General features: G+C 58.0%; 17 protein-coding genes and 3 pseudogenes. 9 read left to right on the top strand and 11 right to left on the bottom strand.

Features of this window, described 5'->3' with window-relative positions:
• Window positions 1–121 precede the first annotated feature (121 nt).
• From AC2FGB_RS10540 to AC2FGB_RS10510, 7 genes are all read left to right on the top strand, one after another.
• Window positions 122–1,138 (top strand): Gfo/Idh/MocA family protein, encoded by a 1,017-nt coding sequence (locus AC2FGB_RS10540; RefSeq protein WP_496689781.1) that lies wholly within the window; start codon window positions 122–124, stop codon window positions 1,136–1,138.
• Window positions 1,135–2,136 (top strand): Gfo/Idh/MocA family protein, encoded by a 1,002-nt coding sequence (locus tag AC2FGB_RS10535; protein ID WP_496693910.1) that lies wholly within the window; start codon window positions 1,135–1,137, stop codon window positions 2,134–2,136. The genes AC2FGB_RS10540 and AC2FGB_RS10535 overlap by 4 nt, the downstream gene beginning before the upstream one ends.
• A complete protein-coding gene (locus AC2FGB_RS10530) occupies window positions 2,133–3,185 on the top strand; it encodes a Gfo/Idh/MocA family protein (protein WP_496693911.1) in 1,053 nt (350 codons plus the stop codon). Before AC2FGB_RS10535 ends, AC2FGB_RS10530 begins: the two co-directional genes overlap by 4 nt.
• Window positions 3,182–4,363 (top strand): mannonate dehydratase, encoded by a 1,182-nt coding sequence (uxuA, locus tag AC2FGB_RS10525; RefSeq protein WP_496693912.1) that lies wholly within the window; start codon window positions 3,182–3,184, stop codon window positions 4,361–4,363. The genes AC2FGB_RS10530 and uxuA overlap by 4 nt, the downstream gene beginning before the upstream one ends.
• Window positions 4,364–4,587: 224 nt before the next feature.
• Window positions 4,588–5,478 carry an NAD(P)-dependent oxidoreductase gene (locus tag AC2FGB_RS10520; protein ID WP_496689778.1) on the top strand — a complete coding sequence of 297 codons (891 nt, stop codon included), beginning with the start codon at window positions 4,588–4,590 and terminating at the stop codon, window positions 5,476–5,478.
• Between the two features lie 12 nt (window positions 5,479–5,490).
• Entirely contained in the window at window positions 5,491–6,354 is an 864-nt protein-coding gene (locus AC2FGB_RS10515) for a sugar phosphate isomerase/epimerase family protein (RefSeq protein WP_496689777.1), read from the top strand.
• Between the two features lie 111 nt (window positions 6,355–6,465).
• Window positions 6,466–6,885: a secondary thiamine-phosphate synthase enzyme YjbQ gene (locus tag AC2FGB_RS10510; protein ID WP_496689776.1), complete on the top strand. Its 420-nt coding sequence runs from the start codon at window positions 6,466–6,468 to the stop codon at window positions 6,883–6,885.
• A gap of 30 nt (window positions 6,886–6,915) precedes the next feature.
• Here AC2FGB_RS10510 and AC2FGB_RS10505 read toward each other — a convergent pair whose 3' ends face one another.
• The 8 genes from AC2FGB_RS10505 to AC2FGB_RS10470 all read right to left on the bottom strand — a co-directional run bounded on the left by AC2FGB_RS10505 (window position 6,916) and on the right by AC2FGB_RS10470 (window position 15,876).
• Window positions 6,916–7,686 (bottom strand): SDR family oxidoreductase, encoded by a 771-nt coding sequence (locus tag AC2FGB_RS10505; protein ID WP_093961700.1) that lies wholly within the window; start codon window positions 7,684–7,686, stop codon window positions 6,916–6,918.
• Window positions 7,683–8,723, bottom strand: a complete 1,041-nt coding sequence (locus AC2FGB_RS10500; protein ID WP_496693913.1) for a zinc-dependent alcohol dehydrogenase — start codon at window positions 8,721–8,723, stop codon at window positions 7,683–7,685. Before AC2FGB_RS10500 ends, AC2FGB_RS10505 begins: the two co-directional genes overlap by 4 nt.
• Complete coding sequence (locus AC2FGB_RS10495; protein ID WP_496693914.1) at window positions 8,720–9,820, bottom strand: mandelate racemase/muconate lactonizing enzyme family protein; 1,101 nt, start codon at window positions 9,818–9,820, stop codon at window positions 8,720–8,722. The genes AC2FGB_RS10500 and AC2FGB_RS10495 overlap by 4 nt, the downstream gene beginning before the upstream one ends.
• Complete coding sequence (locus AC2FGB_RS10490; protein ID WP_142634806.1) at window positions 9,817–10,815, bottom strand: ABC transporter permease; 999 nt, start codon at window positions 10,813–10,815, stop codon at window positions 9,817–9,819. The genes AC2FGB_RS10495 and AC2FGB_RS10490 overlap by 4 nt, the downstream gene beginning before the upstream one ends.
• Window positions 10,816–10,818: 3 nt before the next feature.
• On the bottom strand, window positions 10,819–11,796 hold the full coding sequence (locus tag AC2FGB_RS10485; RefSeq protein WP_271946110.1) for an ABC transporter permease: 978 nt from the start codon (window positions 11,794–11,796) through the stop codon (window positions 10,819–10,821).
• Window positions 11,781–13,313, bottom strand: a complete 1,533-nt coding sequence (locus AC2FGB_RS10480) for a sugar ABC transporter ATP-binding protein (RefSeq protein WP_496693915.1) — start codon at window positions 13,311–13,313, stop codon at window positions 11,781–11,783. The genes AC2FGB_RS10485 and AC2FGB_RS10480 overlap by 16 nt, the downstream gene beginning before the upstream one ends.
• A gap of 67 nt (window positions 13,314–13,380) precedes the next feature.
• Window positions 13,381–14,355, bottom strand: coding sequence for an ABC transporter substrate-binding protein (locus AC2FGB_RS10475; protein ID WP_496693916.1), 975 nt, complete (start codon window positions 14,353–14,355; stop codon window positions 13,381–13,383).
• Between the two features lie 54 nt (window positions 14,356–14,409).
• Window positions 14,410–15,876, bottom strand: coding sequence for an aldehyde dehydrogenase family protein (locus tag AC2FGB_RS10470; protein WP_221929474.1), 1,467 nt, complete (start codon window positions 15,874–15,876; stop codon window positions 14,410–14,412).
• 166 nt (window positions 15,877–16,042) lie between these two features.
• On the opposite strand from AC2FGB_RS10470, the gene AC2FGB_RS10465 reads away from it, so the two are divergent.
• Window positions 16,043–17,143 (top strand): LacI family DNA-binding transcriptional regulator, encoded by a 1,101-nt coding sequence (locus tag AC2FGB_RS10465; RefSeq protein ID WP_246097150.1) that lies wholly within the window; start codon window positions 16,043–16,045, stop codon window positions 17,141–17,143.
• A gap of 10 nt (window positions 17,144–17,153) precedes the next feature.
• The gene (locus AC2FGB_RS10460) at window positions 17,154–18,806 is read left to right on the top strand and encodes a GMC family oxidoreductase (RefSeq protein ID WP_496689772.1); all 1,653 of its coding nucleotides are present in this window, start codon (window positions 17,154–17,156) and stop codon (window positions 18,804–18,806) included.
• Here the strand turns inward: AC2FGB_RS10460 and AC2FGB_RS10455 are convergent.
• From AC2FGB_RS10455 to AC2FGB_RS10445, 3 pseudogenes are all read right to left on the bottom strand, one after another.
• A pseudogene (locus AC2FGB_RS10455) lies at window positions 18,788–18,982 on the bottom strand (IS6 family transposase); the annotation flags it as partial. The gene AC2FGB_RS10460 and the pseudogene AC2FGB_RS10455 overlap by 19 nt on opposite strands.
• Window positions 18,976–19,062: pseudogene (locus AC2FGB_RS10450) on the bottom strand (IS6 family transposase); the annotation flags it as partial. The pseudogenes AC2FGB_RS10450 and AC2FGB_RS10455, both read right to left, overlap by 7 nt.
• A 107-nt stretch (window positions 19,063–19,169) precedes the next feature.
• Window positions 19,170–20,516 (bottom strand): annotated as a pseudogene (locus AC2FGB_RS10445) (DUF3604 domain-containing protein).
• Window positions 20,517–20,947 lie beyond the last annotated feature (431 nt).

The raw sequence follows: 20,947 nt of genomic DNA, 5'->3' as shown, positions 1-20,947 counted from the left end.
CATTCAAATTATCGGTCAATTCTTCCTCCGATACTGCTGCCCGCAATTGTTAACACAGTTTTTAATGGTTGCATCTTTCCCGTTCGAACCCGCAGACTGACCGGGTGATCCGGGGGAATGAATGAATATTGCGCTGATTGGTTTGGGGATGGTTTCGGGCACGCATGTGGCTGCCATTCGGGCATCGGACCAAGGCCTCAATCTTGCCGGCGTCCTCGGGCGCAATCCTGAAAAAGCAGCTGAGTTCGCGCAGCGAAACGACACCCGCACATTCAGCTCGGTCGAGGAAATCGCAAACGAACCAGACGTCGACTTTGCGATCATCGCAACCCCGCCTGATCAGCGCACAGAGTTGGTGCGGGTTCTTTCGACCGCTTCGAAACCGATCCTGATGGAAAAGCCCATCGAAAGAACGCTGGACGCCGCGACGGCCATTGTCGAGCAGTGCGAGGTGTCTGGTGTTCCGCTGGGCATAGTCTTTCAGCACCGCGCCCGCGCCGCTTCGCAGGCGCTGAAATCAGCCATTGAACAGGGTGAGCTGGGCGCGATCGCCACGGTGGAGATCCGTGTCCCCTGGTGGCGTGATCAGAGCTACTATGACGAGCCGGGTCGCGGCACTTACGCTCGCGACGGAGGCGGTGTCATGATCTCGCAGGCAATCCACACGCTTGACCTTGCGATGTGGCTGCTGGGGCCGATCTCGGGCATTCAAGCCATGATGAGAAAAACTCCGTTACACGATCTCGAGGCCGAGGATTGGGCAGGTGCAATCCTTGAAATGGATAACGGCGCGGTGGGAACGTTGATGGCAACTACTGCCGAATATCCTGGGGCCGCTGAATCTATCACGATCCAGGGCACGCGCGCCAAAGCGCATCTGGATTCAGGTGTCCTGACCTTGACCACTTTCGATGGACGGAAATCCACGGTTGGCGAAACGTCCGCCACAGGCGGAGGGGCCGATCCCATGGCGTTCACCCATGAATGGCACCAGACGGTTATCGAGGATTTCGCCAAGACCGTCGCCGGTGGAACGAGGCCGCTGGCCAGCGGACGCAGTGCCCTTTTGACTCACGCCGTCATAGACGCGATGCAGATCGCCAATCGAACCGGCCAGAAAACACGAGTCGCCTCATGAGCCTGACCTGCGTCGCCCTTGGTCTGGACCACCGCCATATCTATGGCATGACGGAAAACATGCGTAAAATCGGCGTGGACTGTGTCGGCTACTGGACACAAGGCGATCCAGAAACGCTACCGGGCTACGTCAAAAGGTTTCCCAATATTCCGCGGCTGGCCCGATTGGAAGACGCCCTAACCTGCGGGGCGGATCTAGCGCTGATTTCCGCAATTCCGGCAGATAGGGCCGCGTTGACGATTCGCGCTATGCAGAACGGCATGGATGTCATGAGCGACAAGCCGGGCTGCACGACGTTTGAGCAACTCGACCAGATCAAGCGAACGGTCGCGGACACCGGTCGAATCTGGTCGGTAAATTTTTCCGAACGATTTGAAACGCCGGTCAGCACCATGGCGACCGAGTTGGTCGAGGCCGGTGCCATAGGGCGCGTGATCCAAACGGTCGGACTTGGCCCGCACCGATTGAACCGGGCAACCCGGCCGGAGTGGTTTTTTAGGCGTGACCGCTATGGCGGAATTCTGACCGACATTGCCTCGCATCAGATCGATCAGTTCTTGCATTACACAGGTTCGGAAACCGCGGAAATCACAAACGCTTGCGTGGCGAACTACGCAAACCCCAAGGATCCCGGGTTGCAGGATTTCGGAGAGCTCAATCTGCGCAGCGAGAATGGTACCGGGTATATCCGGGTTGACTGGTTTACGCCGGATGCCCTTCCGAACTGGGGGGATGGTCGTCTGACGATCCTAGGAACCGAAGGCTATATCGAGTTGCGAAAATATGTTGATGTGGGTGGGGCCTCAGGGACGGACCATCTGATCCTCGTGAATGGTGAAACCTGCCAAAAGATCGACGCATCTGACGACGGCCTTCCCTACTTTGCGCGCCTCGCCGATGACATCCGTAACCGGACCGAAACTGCAATGACGCAGACCCACTGCTTTAAGGTCATGGAACTGGCGCTACGTGCGCAGGAAATGGCGGAACGCAGATGATCAACGTTGCGATCCTTGGCGCTGGTATCGGTGCGCAACATCTGAGCGCACTGGAACGGCTTGACCGCGACTTCCGCGTAGCCGCCATGGTCGACCAGAATACGGACCGGATAGAACAGATTCGACAGAACTCGGATTTTCGCTCTCTGACCAATATTCAGGACGCGCTGGATGATCCGGCGATTGATGTCATCGACATCTGCCTACCGCCCCATCTGCATGTACCGACCACCCTTTCGGCACTGGCCGCAGGAAAACACGTTGTCTGCGAAAAGCCTCTTGCGACCTCGCTGCAGGATGTGGATCGGATCACCATAGCCGCACGCAGCGCGGGCAAGCAGGTGTTTCCGGTCTTTCAATACCGGTGGGGCCCGTCACTGGCCCAACTGCGCCACTTACAACGCGCAGGCCTGACCGGAGCGGTCCAAACTGCCGCGCTTGAAACCCATTGGTCCCGAGAGGCGGACTATTACGCGGTGCCGTGGCGAGGAACATGGGCCGGTGAACGCGGCGGCGCGGTTCTGGGCCATGCCATCCACAACCATGATCTGCTGACTCATATCGCGGGCGATATCGCCTGGGTGTCTGCAATGACAACGACGCGGGTCAACCCGATCGAGACGGAAGACTGCGCCGCGATCTGCTTCGGCATGACTTCCGGAGCCTTGTGCACAAGCAATATCACCCTGGGCGCCGCCACGGACGAAACCCGCCTGCGGTTCGTCTTTGAAAAGGTGACCGCCACCTCTGGCACAGAACCCTATGCCCCGGGCCAAACGCCCTGGTCATTCGCCGCGCGGGATCCGGTGGATCAAGCCGCTATCGACGAGGCCCTTGCAGCAGCCGCTGCCGAACCAACAGGTTTCGAAGGGTTCTTTACCGAAGTCGGCAAGGCACTGCGGTCCGAGGCAAATTCGGCCGTTACGCTGAAGGATGGCGCTGCGTCCATCGGCCTTGTGACGGCGATTTATCACGCAGCGCGCACCGGGCAGCGCGTTGCCCTTCCCATCAGGCCCGATCACCCACTGTATGAAGGATGGCTGCCATGAAACAATGCTGGCGTTGGTTCGGACCCGAGGATCCGATCGCCCTGGCCGATCTCCATCAAGTCGGGGTTCAGGGAATCGTCACCGCGCTGCATCACATCCCACCCGGACAGCCTTGGGATGAACCGAGCATCGCCGACCGGCAGGCCGTTCTTGCCGCGGCCGGGTACAGTTGGGACGTTGTCGAAAGCCTGCCCGTATCGGAGGCTATCAAGACGCAGTCGGCAGACATGGCCGAGCATCTGCAGGCGTACAAGTCCAGCCTCAGGGCCCTGTCCGTCCGTGGCGTCAAAGTTGTTTGCTACAACTTCATGCCGATCCTGGATTGGACGCGCACCGCCCTTCGTGCCCCACAGCCGCATGGCGGAACGGCCATGCTGTTCGACCTGACCGATTTTGCTGTTTTCGACATACATATTCTCGAACGTCCGGGCGCGTCGGAAGACTATTCCAGCGTCGTCCAGCAAACGGCCAATGATCGCTTTTCGCGCATGTCGGAGGAATCCAAGGCCCAGTTGCAGCACAATGTCACCGCGGGGCTGCCCGGCGCCAACGATCAGTGGAGCGTAGAGGACGTGCGCGGCTTGCTGCAGACATATGCCGAGATAGACCGTGACCGGCTGCGCGCAAACCTCATCGACTTCCTGTCTGAGGTCGCCCCGATAGCCCAAGAATTGGGGGTGCGCTTGTGCTGTCATCCCGATGATCCGCCCTTCTCGTTGCTCGGTCTGCCGCGGGTCATGTCCAGTACCGAGGACTACGGCGCCGTACTGGATGCGGTTGATATGCCCGCGAACGGCGCAACCTTGTGTACCGGATCGCTGGGTGTTTCCCCTGAATTCGATGGGCCGGAGTTCGTTCGCCGACATGGCGACCGGATTCACTTTGTTCACTTGCGAAACACCCGACGCATCGCGGGGTCAGACAGCCAGAAACCCGATTTCTATGAGGCTCCGCATCTGGAGGGTGACACCGACATGATCGGAACCATTCGCGAGCTGATGAAAGAACAACGCCGCCGCAAATCTCAAGGGCGGGACGACTGGCAAATTCCGATGCGACCCGACCACGGACAAGAGCTGCTGAGCGATCTGGGCGGACACAGCACTCCCGGCTATCCGCTGATCGGACGAATGCGCGGGCTGGCAGAATTGCGCGGCATCATGGCGGCGTTTTCCTGACACGTCGGATCAGGCAGTTTCTTTCCGTCCGTAACACTTCTTTGCTTGCCTGTGCGCCGCATTCTTCGTTTACTTGCGGGACGTAAACGGGCAGCGGGGTGTCTTCCGGACTCGCCCGACGTCTGTTCAAGACGCGTGAAACTCCCGCGAAAACCGATGCCTTGGGGCATCATTTTTCGAAACGTCTGCCAGACGGCAACGACGGAAGAACGGGAGGAGTCCAAATGAAAACCGCAGGCGTAATCGGTCTTGGCGACATGGGCAGCGGCCTTGCCAAGAACCTGATCAAGAATGGCTTTGAAACATCCGGTTTCGACCTGAGCATGACACGCATGACGGCATTTGCCGACATGGGCGGCCGGCCCAAGGACAGCGTGGGGCAAGTCGGTCGTCACGCCGCCACTGTGTTTGTCATGGTGATGAGCGGAGATCAGGCCCGCGATGTCATCTTGGGTGAAAACGGGCTGGTTCCGAACATGGCGAAAGGCGGAACGGTCATCCTGTCGGCGACCATTACCCCGGCCGAAGCCCGCGCCATCGGGCAGGATATGGAGGGCTCGGGCATCCACCTAATAGACACCCCTGTCTCGGGTGGGTTCCCCGGCGCGCAGAACGGCACATTGACGATGATGGCTGCCGGTGCTGCGGATGTGCTGGACAGAAATGCAGAAGTCATGCAGGCAGTGTCGGCAACCATTCATCGGGTCGGAGAAAACGCCGGCGACGGGCAAACCGTGAAAGCCTGCCTGCAATCTCTGATCGGATCGATCTTTTCCGCCACATTCGAGGCTGCGGCCCTGGCGGCCAAAGCCGGTGTCAGCGGTCAGGCATTACTTGATGTGTTCTCCTCATCCAGCGCGGGGTGCGGCGTCGTGAATACCGCCCTTGAAAACATCATTGATCGCAAGTTCGAGGCCACCGGTAGCCATATCGCAACCATGCACAAGGACCTGACTATCTCGCTGGCACTGGCCGGTTCGTTGGGCGTTCCAATGCACACAGCGTCATCCGCAATGCAGATCTTTCACGCAGGAAAAACCAAATACCCGAACGGCGACAACTGGGTGTGTACTCAGGTCATCGAAGAGATCGTTGGCGCAGAATTGCATCGCTGAGGGGGGACGAACATGAAACTTGGTGTGATTTGCGACGGCATTTCCCGCGAACTGCGGCATGCCGTGGACGTAATGGACGAATTCGGTCTGGACTATGCAGAGCTTCAGTTCGTTGGAGATACGGAGGTCGGGGACCATTCCCCGCAGGAAATTGCCGAGATCGACGCGCTTTTGCGCGACCGGGGCAAGCCTGTGTCATGTCTGTCACGCCATATCTTTGCGGGGATGACAGCTGCCAACAGGCCCGGCGACGACCTGCACACTCGGCACATGGACGCCTTGAAACGCGTAATCGACATGGCGCATGTTGTTGGGTCTCCGCTCGTTCGGATCATGACCCAACGAAAAGAGCAGATACTCTGGGGAAAAAACGGCGCCGAGAAATGGAACGTGGCGCATGGGGTGTGGGACTCGATGCCGCCTCTGATCGCGCCGGCGGTTGAACTGGCAAGAGCTGAGGGGGTGACGCTTGTCGTGGAAACCGGAAACGGCACGCTGGTCAATTCCAACTATACAGCCCGCAAACTGATCGACGAGTTGGATGCAAAGGATGCGTTGAAGGTACTTTGGGACCCCGGAAACAACTGCTGGTGCCATGAACTGGCATACCCGGACGGTTACGAAGAACTGCGCGGCGGCTATTTAGGTCACATTCACATCAAGGACGTAAAGGTCGACACGCCACGGGCAACGCTGGAAGTGCGCCGTATGGGGGAAGGTCAGCTCGCGCCCCTATTCCAACCCATCGCGGACGCGCTCCGATCCGATGGCTATGATGGCGTGATTTCCTTGGAAAGCGTTTATCATCCCGGCAACGAAAATTTCGAAGATGGGTTTCGTTTGTGCGTAGACAGGTTCAAAAGCCTGTTTGCATGAATGAAAGTCATAGAATGTTATAAATCAAATACTTAAGCCTCAAAGTTGAATGCCGAATGGGGTGCGGAAAGCTGGGCGCATTCGCGCAAGATCAAGGAAAGGATCTGATGGATGAAGCAAGAGTTTTTTGAGCTGTCCATTGAAACGCCCGGCAAATCCCTCGCCGACATCAGCGGGGTGGTTCAGGGTGCGGTGTCTGACCATGAACTTGGCTCGGGCCTGCTGACCCTTTGGTGCGTCCACACCGGTGCCGCGCTGTTGGTTCAGGCCAATGCCGATCCCGAGGTGGTCAAGGATATCGAGACGTTCTTCGAAGAACTGGTCCCCAAATCACCAGGCAAATATCACCATCGCCCGAGCGAAGACGACAACGCGCCATCGCATTTGCGGGCGCTGTTGACGCAAACGCAGGTGTCCATCCCGGTCGAACAGGGGCAGCTTCCGCTGGGCCGCGTACAAAGCCTGTATCTCTTCGAACATCGCGAGGCACCCAAGACACGACGATTGAAGGTGCACTACATCGGGACGTGATGCCTTAGGTCCCGTGGCGCGTTGACGGTGTTACCGCCCCATCCAGCCCCCGTCGACAACAAGGATTTCACCGTTGACGTAGTCCGACGCTGCAGAAGCCAAAAAGACTACAGGTCCGGCAAAATCACCAGGCGTACCCCAACGGCCTTGGGGTGTTCGTTCCAGAATCGACTTTGATCGGACCGGATCGTCCTGCAGGGCTTGGGTATTGTCGGTCGCGATGTAGCCGGGGGCGATTGCATTCACGTTCACACCCTGCCCGGCCCACTCATTGGCCAGGGCCTTCGTCAGCTGTCCAATCCCACCTTTCGAGGCCGCATATCCGGGAACGGTGATGCCGCCCTGAAACGTCAGCAGCGAGGCGGTGAAGATGATCTTGCCCGAGCCGCGCGCCAGCATGTCCTTGCCGATCTCGCGAGACAGAACAAACTGAGAGGACAGGTTGACCTCAATCACTTCGTCCCACCAGTCGTCCGGGTGTTCGGCGGCAGGTTTGCGTTTGATTGTTCCGGCATTGTTGACAAGGATATCAGGGGTTTGTCCATCGGCTCTTAACTGATCAATAAACCCATGCAGTGCAGAGCGGTCCGAGAAGTCGCATTGGTAAGCCCGGAAACTGCGCCCCATCGCGGTGACGGCTTTTTCGACCTCCGAGCCGGACAGCTCGAGCGAGGCGGACACTCCGATGATGTCTGCTCCAGCCGATGCCAATGCCTCGGCCATGCCGCGCCCGATGCCGCGTTTGCATCCGGTCACAAGGGCCGTTTTTCCCGTCAGGTCGAAACTTTGCAAAACACTCATGAACGCGGTCCTACTTCGATCAGGCTTTTCATTGCGGTTGGGCTGCGATCCAGTGCTTCGAACGCGGCCTGAATGTCTGCCAGAGGGCTGACATCAGTGATCACGACATCCGCGTCCACTCCGCCCGAGGCGACAACTGCGATCGCCTTCTCGTAATCCTCCGGCTCATAGACCCGAGCACCGATCAGTTGCAGCTCTCGCCAGAAGAATTGGAAGAGGTCGATCTTGGGTTTTTGAGCATGGATCGCGACCATCACGATCCGGGCCCGCGTCGCGGCAACGGCTGTCATCGCATCAACACCGGGCTGCGTTCCCGATACCTCGAAAACTACATCCGCCCCTTTGTCGCCCGTGCGCCCGTTGATCGTGGCCACCAGATCGGTTTCGATTGGGTTGATCGTGTCAAAACCAAGCTTTTCGGCAATGGCCAAGCGGTTTGGGTTCACTTCGGAAATCACGACGTTTCCGCCCGCGTCCCGCGCAACCATGGCAACCAGGATGCCGATCGGGCCGCCGCCGATGACGACGACGTCCTCGCCAGATTGCAGGCTAGACAAGCGCACATCGTGGCAGGCAACGGCGACCGGCTCGATCAGCGCCGCGTGATCCATGCGCAATTCATCCGGTAGAACGTGCAAGGTGTGGGCCGGAACGGTCCAGATCTCTTGCATGGCACCATCGGTATCGAGGCCGAGAAACTTGAGGTTCTGACAGATATGCTGATGCCCCCGTTTGCAGGCCGGGCACTCGCCGCAGTGATCAAGCGGTCGGACGACGACCTTTTGGCCGGGCTTTATCGTATCGACGCCCTCGCCCACCGCTTCTACGACACCGGACATCTCATGCCCAATTACCCGGTTCAGGCCGACACGGGCATCCATGTTGCCGTGGTAGACGTGCATATCCGTCCCGCAAATCCCGCAATAGGCAACGCGAATGGCGGCCTCGCCGGGGCCCGGTGCCGTCGCCTGAGCCTGTTCCACGGCAAAGCTCTTGTTGCCCCTGTAATACGCCGCAGAGATCGTCTGGGTCGTCATGTATGCATCTCCCTGTGTTCCGCATTCAGTTTGTCCCAGTCGAATTCCACTCCGGTCCCCGGCGTATCCGGGGCCACGGCCAGGCAGTCTTCCACGACCAGCGGACGGGTCGTGTACTGGTCTATCGGGAATGAGTGTACTTCCAGCCAACCCGCATTGGGCTGCGCAGAAACAAGGCTGACGTGCAGCTCCTGCATGCCATGGCTACAAACCGGAATGCCGTGCTGGGCGCTCAGCGCGGCCACGCGCAACCAGCCGGTAATCCCGCCACAGTTTGAGGCATCGGGCTGGATGAAACTCAGCTTCGCGTCATCAAAGGCGTACTCGAATTCGTGAATCGTGTGCAGGTTTTCACCCATAGCAAGGGGCACGCCCGTGGCTTCGGCAATTCGGCCATAGCCTTTGTAATCGTCTGGAATTGTCGGTTCCTCGAACCACAGGGTATCGCAGTCGGCGAACCCTCGGGCTGCCACGATGGCCTGCTCGACGCTCATTGAGTAATTCGCGTCGACCATGAAGAACCGGTCCGGCCCCAACATTTCGCGCACCGCCCGGGCCCGCGCCAGATCATCGGCCAGATCCGGTTGACCGACCTTGATCTTGACCGCGTTGAACCCACGCGCAAGGTAGCCTTCGGTCTGCAACAGCAGTTTCTCCAACGAGAAATTCAGGTCGATCCCGCCGGCGTAGGCCTTGCACCGTTTGGACGCTCCACCAGCCATTTGCCATAGTGGTGCATTCTGCGTTCGGCCGCGAATGTCCCAAAGGGCAATATCCACGGCCGAAATGGCGAACGAGGCGATCCCACCCCGTGCCACATAGTGCACATGCCATTGCATGGCATCGTACAGGCTTTCGATCTGTTCGGCGCCTTGTCCAACCAGGAACGGCGCTAGATCATGCTGGATCATCGCCAAGATGGCATGACCGCCCTTGCCGCCCGTATAGGTATACCCAACCCCCTCAACCCCATCCGACGTTTGAATGGTAACGGTGATCAATTGAAAGAACGTGTGATCGCCATGTTTGGCATCGACCAGGACTTCGGCGAGCGGGACGTTGAACAGCCGCGCTGAAACACTTTCTATGCGATTCACGAACCCAAGACCTTCTGCTGCCTGGCAATAACCCGAGACTGTAAGAGGATGACCACAAAAAGAAAGCCTCCACGTATGACCATCTGCCAATAGGCGCTGAAACTGATGGTCCCCTGACCGTTTTCAAAGTTCAGAACGTTGAACACCAGACCCAGCAAAAGCGCTCCGGCCACGGTCGCAGGGATCGAACCCATCCCACCTGTCAACAAGGTACCGCCCACAACAACGGACGCGATGGCCGACAATTCCCATCCGATGCCCTCAAGGGGTTGTCCGGCTCCAAAACCCGAGGCCAGAAAGACGCCAGCCAGCCCTGCGCAGCCGCCCGAAAGCAGGTAGACGAAAGCCTTGGCGCGATTCACCTTCAGACCCATGAGGTTCGAGGCATCCTCGCTGCCACCGATCGCCAAGACGGTCCGCCCGATGGTTGTTCTTTCCAGCACCAGCCACAGTACCAGCGTCAGTCCGGCCACTATGACTATTGCCCATGGAAACAGACCAAACGCCTGCCCCATGCCAAGCTTGGTGAAGTTCGACCCCCAATCAACCGAAATTGTCTGGGCGCCCGAAATCACCAGTGCGCCGCCTTTTGCGGCCAGCATGGTGGCCAGCGTGGCGATGAAGGGCGGAATCCGAAGGATGATGATGCAAAAGGCGTTGATCGCTCCGAAGCCCACCCCGGCAAGCACGGCCCCCGGCAGCGCAACCTGAATCCCGTATGGGCTGAGATAGGCCGCAACAACCGACGTAAAGGCCGCAACGGATCCAACCGACAGATCAATCCCGCCGGTCATGATCACAAAACACATACCCAGCGCAATCGCGATGAACATCGCGTTGTAGTTCAGGAAAGACGAGAAATTGTAGGCGCTGCCAAAGTTGTCATAGCGCATCAGCCCAAACAGGATCAAAGCCAGCAGTGCGATCCACACCGTCACCGAAGCCGAATTGCGCCGAAGGTACTTTCGCAGGTCAAAAGCCGTTTCATCCAACATCGATCAAGCCCTCCGGAACTGCTGGACCCAGACGGCCAGGATAATAATGACCGCTTTGGCGATCAGTGCAACTTCGTCCTCTACCCCGTTGGCCAGCAATGTATATTTGACCAATTGGATGATGACGGCTCCCAGTATGGCACCAAAGATCGGCGCCCGTCCGCCTTGTAAAAGAGCCCCGCCAACGACAGCGGCCGCGATGGCGTCAAGCTCCATCAGATTGCCGTTGCGCGCGGCGTCCGAGGCCGAGTTGATCGCAACCACGATCAGACCAGCCAAGCCCGCAAGCACCGCGCAGATGACATAGGCCCCGATCTTGACCCGCCGGACGGGACCACCGGCCAGATAGGCCGCGCGTTCATTGCCGCCGATCGCCAGCAGGTAGCGGCCCCAAGTGGTTCTGGTGATCACCCAGAACAGCACACAGGCAATGGCCAGCGCCAGCCAACCCTGGAACGGCAAGCCAAGCACCTTGCCGGTTCCAAGATAACTGAATGAAGGGTTTGAAAATGTCTGCAGGTTGCCATTCGTTAAAACCTGGGCAATACCGCGACCCGAGATGAAAAGAATGAGCGTCGCAATAATGGGCTGCACGTTCAACACGGCAACCATCACGCCGTTGAATACCCCGCATAAACCCGCGACGAACAGTGGCAGGACAATGGCCAAAATGACGCCAAGCATCGGATTGGCGGCGCCCAGATCCGACAGAAAGATCAGCGGGGCCAACGCCCCCGCCAGAGCCATGACAGCGCCAACCGACAGATCAATTCCACCCGTGGCGATGACCAGCGTCATACCCATGGCCACGATGGCGATCGTGGCAACCTGGCTGATATTCACGAACAGGGTCTGCATCTGCAGGAAATTGGGGGTGAAAAACGCGTTGAACACCAGCAGGGCGACCAACGCGGCGATGCCGCCATGAAAGCGGAAGGGCATTGAGGCGACCCGTTGCGGCAACTTCATTGCTCGGTCCATGAACCAGATCCTCCTTCATGATGCGCAAGCGCGCGCACCAGTATGTTCTCGGTAATCCCGGGGTTGGTCAGTTCCTTGACCGAGCGCCCCTCGTGCATGACCACGATGCGGTCGGCGCCTTCTACCAGTTCTTCGAATTCTGAACTAATGAGGACCACGCCAAACCCCTTCTCGACGTAAGACCGAATGAACGATTGGATCTCTCGCTTGGCGCCGACATCCACGCCTCGGGTCGGCTCATCGAGTATCAGGATGTCGGGCTGCGTCGCCAGCCAACGGGCAAGCAGCACCTTCTGCTGGTTGCCGCCGGACAGCTCGCGAATGGGTTGGTCCATATGCGCCGCCTTGATGCCCAGATCGTCGATGAAGGCCTGAACGATCTCTCGCTCGCGGGCAAAATCGATCTGACCACGGCTGGCTAGTTTCGGCAAAAGGGCCAACGTTATGTTCTCACGCACGGACATGTCGGGAATAATCCCTTCGGCCTTGCGATCTTCGGTCAGAAAGCCGACCCCGTTTGCTATCGCTTCACCCGGTCCGGACGGTTGCCCGACCGCACCGTGTATCTCGATTGCGCCGCTGAGTGCTCCGTCCACGCCGAACAAAGCGCGCGCCGCCTCAGTCCGGCCAGAGCCCAGCAACCCGCCCAACCCAACGATTTCCCCGCGGTGGAGCGTGAGGTCGAAATGCGTCAGTCGTGGGCCTGTCGAAACAGAGTCGGCCCGCAGAACGATATCGCCTTTCTTAGCCTTGGCGCCGGCGAAGTCCGTCAAACCGTCTGCCGCAATCTCGTCCTTGTTGCGGCCCAGCATGTCCGCGATCATTTCCAGCTTGGTCGTGTCCTGGACATTGCGAGTGCTGACAGTGCGCCCGTCGCGCATCGTTGTGACCCGATCGCAGATCTGGAACAGCTCATCGAGGAAATGCGAGACATACAGAACGGACACGCCCTGTTTCTTCAACTCGCGCACCACACCGAACAGAACCTCGACCTCGCTGGCATCAAGCGACGACGTCGGCTCGTCCATAATGACCAGCTTCGCGTCAAGAGAAACAGCCCTCGCAATCGCAACCAACTGCTGGATCGCAGTCGAGAAATTTCCTAGCGGCTCAGTCACGTCAATTTCTATGCCAAAGCGCGCAAGAACCTCGCGTGCGCGCCTGTTGCCCTCGCGCCAGTCGACCAAACCGAGACGTTTGGGCTCGTACCCCATGATAATGTTCTCGGTCACTGACCGCAGCGGAACCAGGTTGAGCTCCTGATAGATCGTGGCAATTCCGGATTCCTGCGCTTCGCGCGGGGTGGAAATGCGGCTAGGCCCACGCGCCAAATGGACGTCGCCGGCATCCCGATCGTAAACTCCGGTCAGAACCTTGATCATCGTCGATTTGCCGGCACCGTTCTGACCGATCAGCGCATGAACCTCGCCAAGTGCGATCTCCAGACTGGCCTGGCTCAGTGCCGGTACGCCGGCAAAGGACTTTTCAATTCCTGACATCGAGACGAGCGCATTCATAAGATGTCTTCCTCCGATTGCTTGCAGGCGGCACCGACCACAGGCCAGCACCACCCACCAGGGAGAATCAATAAGCTTCGTCGATGTGATCAGCCGCATTGTCTTTGGTAAAGATGCGATCTTCGACTTTCACCCATTCCGGGATCGTCTCGCCAGCCGCGTATTTCTTCATGATTTCACAAGCCAGAGGACCGAAGAAGGGCGAGCTTTCCACCGTGACCCCCATCTTGCCATCGATGATGGCCTGAAGAGCATCGCGTGTCCCGTCGATCGAAACGATGGTCACATCCTCGCCAGGCTTGCGGCCGGCCAGTTCCAGAGCCTGGATCGCGCCGATCGCCATTTCGTCATTGTGGGCGTAGACCACGTTCACATCGGGGTGCGCCTGCAGCAGGGTTTCCATCACCTGACGACCCATGTCGCGCGCAAAGTCACCGGTCTGAGAAGCCACGATCTCAAAGCGGTCGTCCGCTGTGATCGCGTCGTCGAAACCCTTTTTACGGTCATTTGCAGGTGAAGAACCAGTTGTGCCTTCCAACTGGACGATGACGCCCTTGTCGCCGTCGAAATTTTCCATCAGCCATTGCGCGGCCCGGTTGCCCTGATCAATGAAGTCCGATCCCAGGAATGCTACGAAATGCTCGCCTGGCTTGGCGACGGTCGGATCAACCGAGCGGTCCACGAGAAAAGTCGGAATGCCGGCGGCGCGTGCTTTCATAACCGCCGGAATCAGTGGCTTTTCTTCCCTTGGAGGCAGAAACAGAACGTCGATGCCTTGTGCGATCATGCTGTCCACATCCGCAACCTGCTTGGCCGCAGATCCAGCTGCATCCGTCGCGATAAGGTCCCAGCCGCAGGCCTCGGCCGTGTCATGGAACGATTTGGTCTCGGCAATGCGCCACGGATTGTTCGACTCCATCTGCGCAAAGCCAACTTTGTAGCGCTCCTTCTGCTCAAGCTGTGGCAGATCCTGCGCAATCGCAGTCGTGCCCAACAGCGCACCCGCGACAACCGTCGAGATCAAAAGAGTTCTGCGTTTCATGGTTATTCCTCCTCCATTGGTGCGGTCGCCAACGTTTTGACCGCGAGTTTTAGGTCATGCCCAATTCATGTAAGTCGTCTGTTTCCTCAGATAGCCATCGAAGCCATATGCGCCGTCTTCACCCCCAACCCCGGACATACCCCAACCGGTATGAAATCCCTGCACGGCCTCGCCATTGGAGCGGTTCAGATACAGTTCGCCGAACTTCAAACGGCTCGGGGCCTCCATCAATCGCCGGTGCGATGCCGTAAAGAGATAGGCAGACAGCCCGAATGATGTGTCATTCGCTACGTCTATCGCCTGATCAAAATCATCTACTCGCATGGCTGTTGCCACGGGGCCAAAGACCTCCTCTTGCATCGCGGCATTGCTGTTGTCTGAGACCTCAAGAACCGTCGGGGACATCCAGTGCCCCTTATGGTGCGCCCCGTCCGTCAGGGGCCCACCTGCAAGATGAACCGTGGCGCCTTCGGCGATGCTGCGCTGGATGATCTCGGCGACCTTGGTCACTTCGGCCTTGCTGACTTTGGGACCCAAATCGCAGTCGTCCATCGGTTCCCCGATCGACAAAGCGCGGACCGCGGACACGAATTTTTCCAAGAACTGATCCGCAATGCCGCGATGCAGATACATACGCTCGTTGCAGGTGCAAATCTGGCCGCAATTGGCAAACCGGGCGGCAATGGCGGCCGAAACGGCGGCGTCAATATCCGCATCCTCCATCACGATGAACGGAGCCTTACCGCCAAGCTCGAGCCGAACAACCTTGATCCGGTTGGCCGCGGCGCGAAAAATCTCTTTCCCGGCGCGTGTGCTGCCGGTCATCGTGATCAGTGACGTATCGGGGTGTTCGACCAACCGCTGCCCTACCACCGGCCCCTTGCCTGTCAGAACATTAAGAACACCGGGCGGAAACCCGACCTTGTTGGCAAGCTCGGCGACCGCAAGACCGGATAGCGGCGTGATTTCGTGCCCCAACAGAACTACGGTGTTGCCCGCGACTAGCGCGGGTCCGACCTTCCTGGCGGCCAATGCCAACGGATAGTTCCAGGCCGTCAACGCAACAACAACGCCATAAGGATGACGCCGGATCTGGATTTCCTCGGACTCGTTGTCCGACGCAACTATGTCACCCGAAATCCTCCGGGCCTCTTCAGCCGCATGGCAAAGAAAGGTGACGGCAGCATCCACTTCACCTCGGGCTTGCGAGATCGGCTTGCCCTGCTCGGCGGTGATCAGAGCAGCCAAACGACCGGCGTCGATCCGGACGGCCTCAGCGAGCCTCAGGACCAGTCGAGCCCGCTCGATCGCCGGGCGCGAGGACCACGAGCCAAAAGCCCGATGGGCCGCTTCGACCGCCGCATCCGCGTGAGCGGCGGCGCCATCTGGAACTAGCGCAACGATCTCTTCATTCGCAGGGTTTTCGACAACAACCGTGTCCGCGTCAAGGTCGACAAAGCGGCCATCGATGAACATCGAATGCCGAACGACTTGACCCAACTCCCCCACTACAGACCGCAATTTCGCCTCCCGCGCTTGCTCGGTCAAACCACAATGGCGACCGCACCACCGATCAAAACACTAATATTATTATTTAGTCAACACTAATATTAATTACTATCCGCTAATATTAGTTGCACGTCCTCCGCATAATCGGTAAAAAGGATACGAACAAAAAGGTTGAGCGATGAACGATCAAGCGAACAAGGCCGGACAACACAGGGGTGTAGGACGAGTCGCGGGCCGACAGCGCATAACGATGCACGACATTGCACGCGTCGCTGGATGCTCACAAACGACAGTATCGCTGGTTCTGAACAAGAACGATTCCGTCAAAATCTCCGAGGACACAAAGCAACGAGTCCTGGATGCCGCCAATACGCTTGGATACGCCATGCCCTCTCAACTCAGGAAACCCCAAGACAGCGCGCGCCGACCCTCGGCACTAGACGACACCATCGCTTTTGTCGTGGACGATCTGGCGTCGAGCCCCGAAATGGTAAACGCGTTTAGCGGCGTGAAACAGGCCGTTCGGGACACCGGAAATCTTGTATTGCTGGCAGAAACCCAAAACGACCCAGAGGTCGAACCCAGAACGCTTAAGTATTTCCTCGACCAACAGGTTGCGGGCATCGTTTACGCAACTGTTTTCACCCGGCGGGTGGTCGTTCCGGAAATCCTCACGCAGGCCGCAACCCCGGTTCTGCTGCTAAACTGCTTTTGCGACGACCTCTCGTTTCCTGCGGTGATCCCCGGCGAAGTCGCTGCTGGACATACGGCGACCAACGCCCTGATCAAGGCCGGGCACAAACGAATCGCCACTATCACCGGCGAGCCGTTCATGGAATGCGCCGCGGGACGAACGACCGGGTATAGAAACGCCTTGGCTTCCGCCGACATTCCATTCGACGAGGACTTGGTTGTCGAAGGCAATTGGTTGCCCAGCGCCGGATATGCCGCCACGCGCGAATTGATGGACCTGCCCTCTCCGCCAACCGCCATTTTCTGTCAGAATGACCGCATGGCAATCGGTTGCTATGAGGCACTCAAGGAACTTGGCCTGTCCATCCCCGAGGACATCTCGGTCATCGGATTTGACGATGACGAAACCGCGCGACACCTTTCGCCGCCACTGACCTCGATGATTCTTCCCACCCGGGCGATGGGACGCTGGGTCGTCGAACAGCTATTCCACGGGCCGACGGATGGTCAGAGGCACCCACTCGTGAAGCTTGAATGCGAACTGGTCGAGCGCGACTCGATCAGAGAACCCAAACGCCGGACCTGAAGGCGACATCATGACGGAAACCTTCGATCACATCGTCATCGGCGGCGGCTCAGCCGGTGCCGCAGCCGCCGCCCGACTGGTCAACCAGGGCAAGTGCAGGGTTCTGGTGCTGGAGGCCGGGCATTCGCACCACCATCCATTGCTGGACATGCCGCCGGGTATTTTCAAGATGATCAACGGGTCCAAGTTCATGACCTACCACCAGACCGAACCGCAGGACCACCTGGACGGCCGCGTGCATGAGATTCCGCAGGCCAACGTACTGGGCGGCGGGTCGTCAGTGAATGCGCAGGTCTATATGCGCGGCCGCCCTTCTGACTATGACGCGTGGAACGACCTGCTACGACAGACCAACGACGGGGTCAGCTGGGGATGGGATGATGTGCTGCCCTATTTCCGCAGGATTGAAGACAACAACAGGCTTCATAATTACCTGCATGGCAGCGATGGTCCGGTGCAGGTCTCTGATCCGGGGTATATCGACGACATGTCCCGTTGGTTCGTTCAGTCGGTGCAGGCCCTTGGTGAACCATTCAACACGGACTTCAACGGCGCAACACAGCGCGGTGTCGGGTTCTATCAGTTCACCAATCGCGCTGGAAAGCGCAGCTCGTCAGCCTATGCTTTCCTCGCCCCTCTCGAGACGAACCCGGACTTGACCATACGGCTTGGCGCCACGGTCAGAAAAGTCATCATCGAAAGCGACAAGGCCGTCGGGGTGCAGTATCGCGACAAAGGCGGGTTCCACACCGTCCGGTGTGATGGTGAGGTTATCCTTGCGGCGGGCGCTCTGGTCACGCCGAAAATCCTCATGCTTTCGGGTATCGGACCGGATGCACATCTTGCCGAACACGGTATTCCTGTGGTCTGCCCACTGCCTGGGGTCGGTCAGAACCTGATCGACCACCCCGAAGTTCCCATCACCGCCTTTGCCAACGGTCCATACGGATATTTTAAACAAGGTGATGGCTGGCGGATGCTTCGCAACGGCATACAGTTCAAACTTTTCGGCAGCGGCCCAGTGACTTCGGCCGGGGTCGAAGCTGGTGCCTTCGTCAATCCGTCGGTTCCTGATGGAGAACCGACCATTCAAGCCTTTTGCGTGCCCATCGTCTATCTGGATCGCGACGCGCTGGACGAGGTGCAGGATGACTTTGGCGTGACCGTTACGACCGTCGTGGTCAAACCGAAATCACGCGGAGAGGTTCGGCTTCGCTCGGCCGATCCTCAAGCTATGCCGGTGGTTTCGCCCAACCTTCTGAAGCATGAGGACGACATGCAAGAGATGATCCGGGGGCAGCGGTTCTTTCGTCGGGCATTCACGTCGGGCCCGCTTGCACAAAGGATCCGCGAAATCGTCATTCCGATAGCGGACGACGACCAGACGCTGCGAGCACATTGCAAGAGATTCGTAAAAACCAACTATCACCCGGCGGGCACTGCCAAAATGGGCCGGGACGGCGACGGAATGGCAGTGCTGGACGCCAGAATGCGCGTTCGCGGGATCGAGAGCTTACGGGTGTGCGACATGTCCGCAGTGCCCGACATCAACGCCGGCAACACAAACGCACCTGCCATGATGCTTGGCGAACGATGCGCCGACCTTATCCTTGGCATCGGATCAGTACGCGAGGGACGCAATTCTTATCCGGAACAAAGTTGACGCCACTCGCTAAGAGCGGCGGCGCGGGTCAGCTTGAAGGTGTCTCGGCTGGTGAGCGATCTTTCTTGGTTGAAGTGGTTTTAGACGGAAGAATGAACGGCAGCGAATTTCCGTAAACTTCGCATGCGCCTGAACCGTTGCGTCGCGCGTTCGCGTCGTCGAAACGGAAGAGCGGAAATCGAATATACAGCATCACAGCAAGGCGGATGATCTCGGGACTGGTCTTGAAGTTTTTAAAAGAGGCAGGTTTGGTCATGTGCAAAAACTACGCAACCGCCCTGCCCCGCTCAAGCAAAGTTCTTCTGACAAGACCGTGGGCTACTGCTCCGGTGAATACCAAATTGGCGAAATCTATGCTCGTTCTTATATCCACACCGCGACATCCTCAAGGAGCGGCAAGCCGTGGCGGACGGCGTCATACGTCGTCCAGCGTGGAGTTGGTATTTCGATGACGCGCATGTAGTACAGAGCATGTTGGCCAGGATCAAAATCGTCGTCTGTCCAATGACCAAACAACTCCGCAGCTCCGTTTGCGTTACTGTAAGTCGAAGTTTCAGGATCAACCGTATTGCCAATGGGCGGCAGCTTGCCATTCACGTCCGGCACGCGATCTCTTGACCACACTACATCTATGATACGTTCTTGCGGCGATCCGCCCACATCGACCCAACCCTTGATGATTTGTACGCGATCGAAGTTGGCTCCGATCGGATCTTTTAATGCGTGCACCGCGAAATTTGGTGAGCCGTTCAAAGCTGTCAGAGAACCGCCCATCGGCACGCCGTTGGCATAACCGTCCATTACAAGCTTCACGGGATCGTTGTTGCTTTGGAGTATTGCACCGCCAAAGAAACGCGGCTGTATCCTAGGGCCTGATGTGGCGAAGGTTTCGCGGCTTTGCATCGCGTCAAAAATCGCACCAAGTGTGTTCTTGGACGCCCAGACGCCTGCGAGCGAGCCCGGGTTGGCGTCGGGGCCAAGCAACCAGCCGTCTATCTCGCCTTCGCGGCGTTGTTCGATAGTACCGTCGGCAACACCATGGCTGCCATTATAAGTCGCCTCATCGACATCACTTGGGGTACCGTTATGATTGTCTGTGCCTCCGATGAAACCAAGTTTTCAAGGGTTCGCACCTAGCTTCTGCTCATAGTCGAGCCCTTTAGTCGCAGCCCAACGGACGAAGCCATCGGTGCGAAAGAAACGTTCACTGAATGCAGCGATACTCTCTGCATTCTCGAAGTTCGCAAATTCATCGTTAGGCGACACGCCGGGATGGGTTTCGGAATTGCCTTTGATCTGCATCATTTCGATCAACGGCTCCCACTTGGCGCGGCGCTCGGCATATTCGCGCGTGATTGGATTTCCGGCATTGTCGATCGGCTCAAACATCAAGCCTTTGCTTCCGTTGGAGTTTTGTGGGATGGCCAACAGTGTAGAGCCAGCAGCTTCTTGGTAATGCCCTGGAGCAGATGGGATCTGCGTTGAGAGCATCTCGCCAAGAAATTCTGCATGAACGGAAATGGACGCAAAATCCAGAGGTCGACCGATTCTGCGCTGCACGTTGTTTACCGAGACAGGTTGACCCTTCGCGAAGCGATACGCGTCCGAAGGTGTCAGGCGTGCACCTCCAATGTAGGCATCAAGTGAAAACGAAGTATATACATGAGTTTCGCCGAAGTAAGCGTTCTTGATCGGGTTCTCAGGCACCATGGCTGAGCAGCCTCATCTGACTGGTCAGCGTGACCCACGCACCTGATTGGTCCGAACAGGAACGCCTGTTCGGCTTCTGACATCTCCAAGTCCTTCGTCCCTGCTACAAGGTTCGCCCTCCCTGATCCGACGGAACAATTCCCTGCTCCACCTTTTTGGGAATTTGCAGCATAGACCTCTGAAAAACATACATTTCTGAGAGGAGAAACTCTGGGTTCCAGACCCATCTCACGAAAATTCCCTGTAAATTGCCGAGTATCAGGGAAATCCCTCCCAAAGCGACCCCGCCAAAATGCGCCACTGAGACTGAGGCCTGAATTGCGTTCTGAGTGTACGGTTTGCTCCGTCTCTGATTGAAAGCGCATGCGCCAACTCGCGGGAATTGCAGCGCAATTCCGGATCAGAAAACACAACTGAAGTGAGACAGGTAT

Source organism: Ruegeria sp. CDSC021, assembly GCF_059610845.1.
The sequence above is the reverse complement of the archived record's forward strand: the minus strand, read 5'-3'. Positions and strand labels throughout refer to the sequence as shown.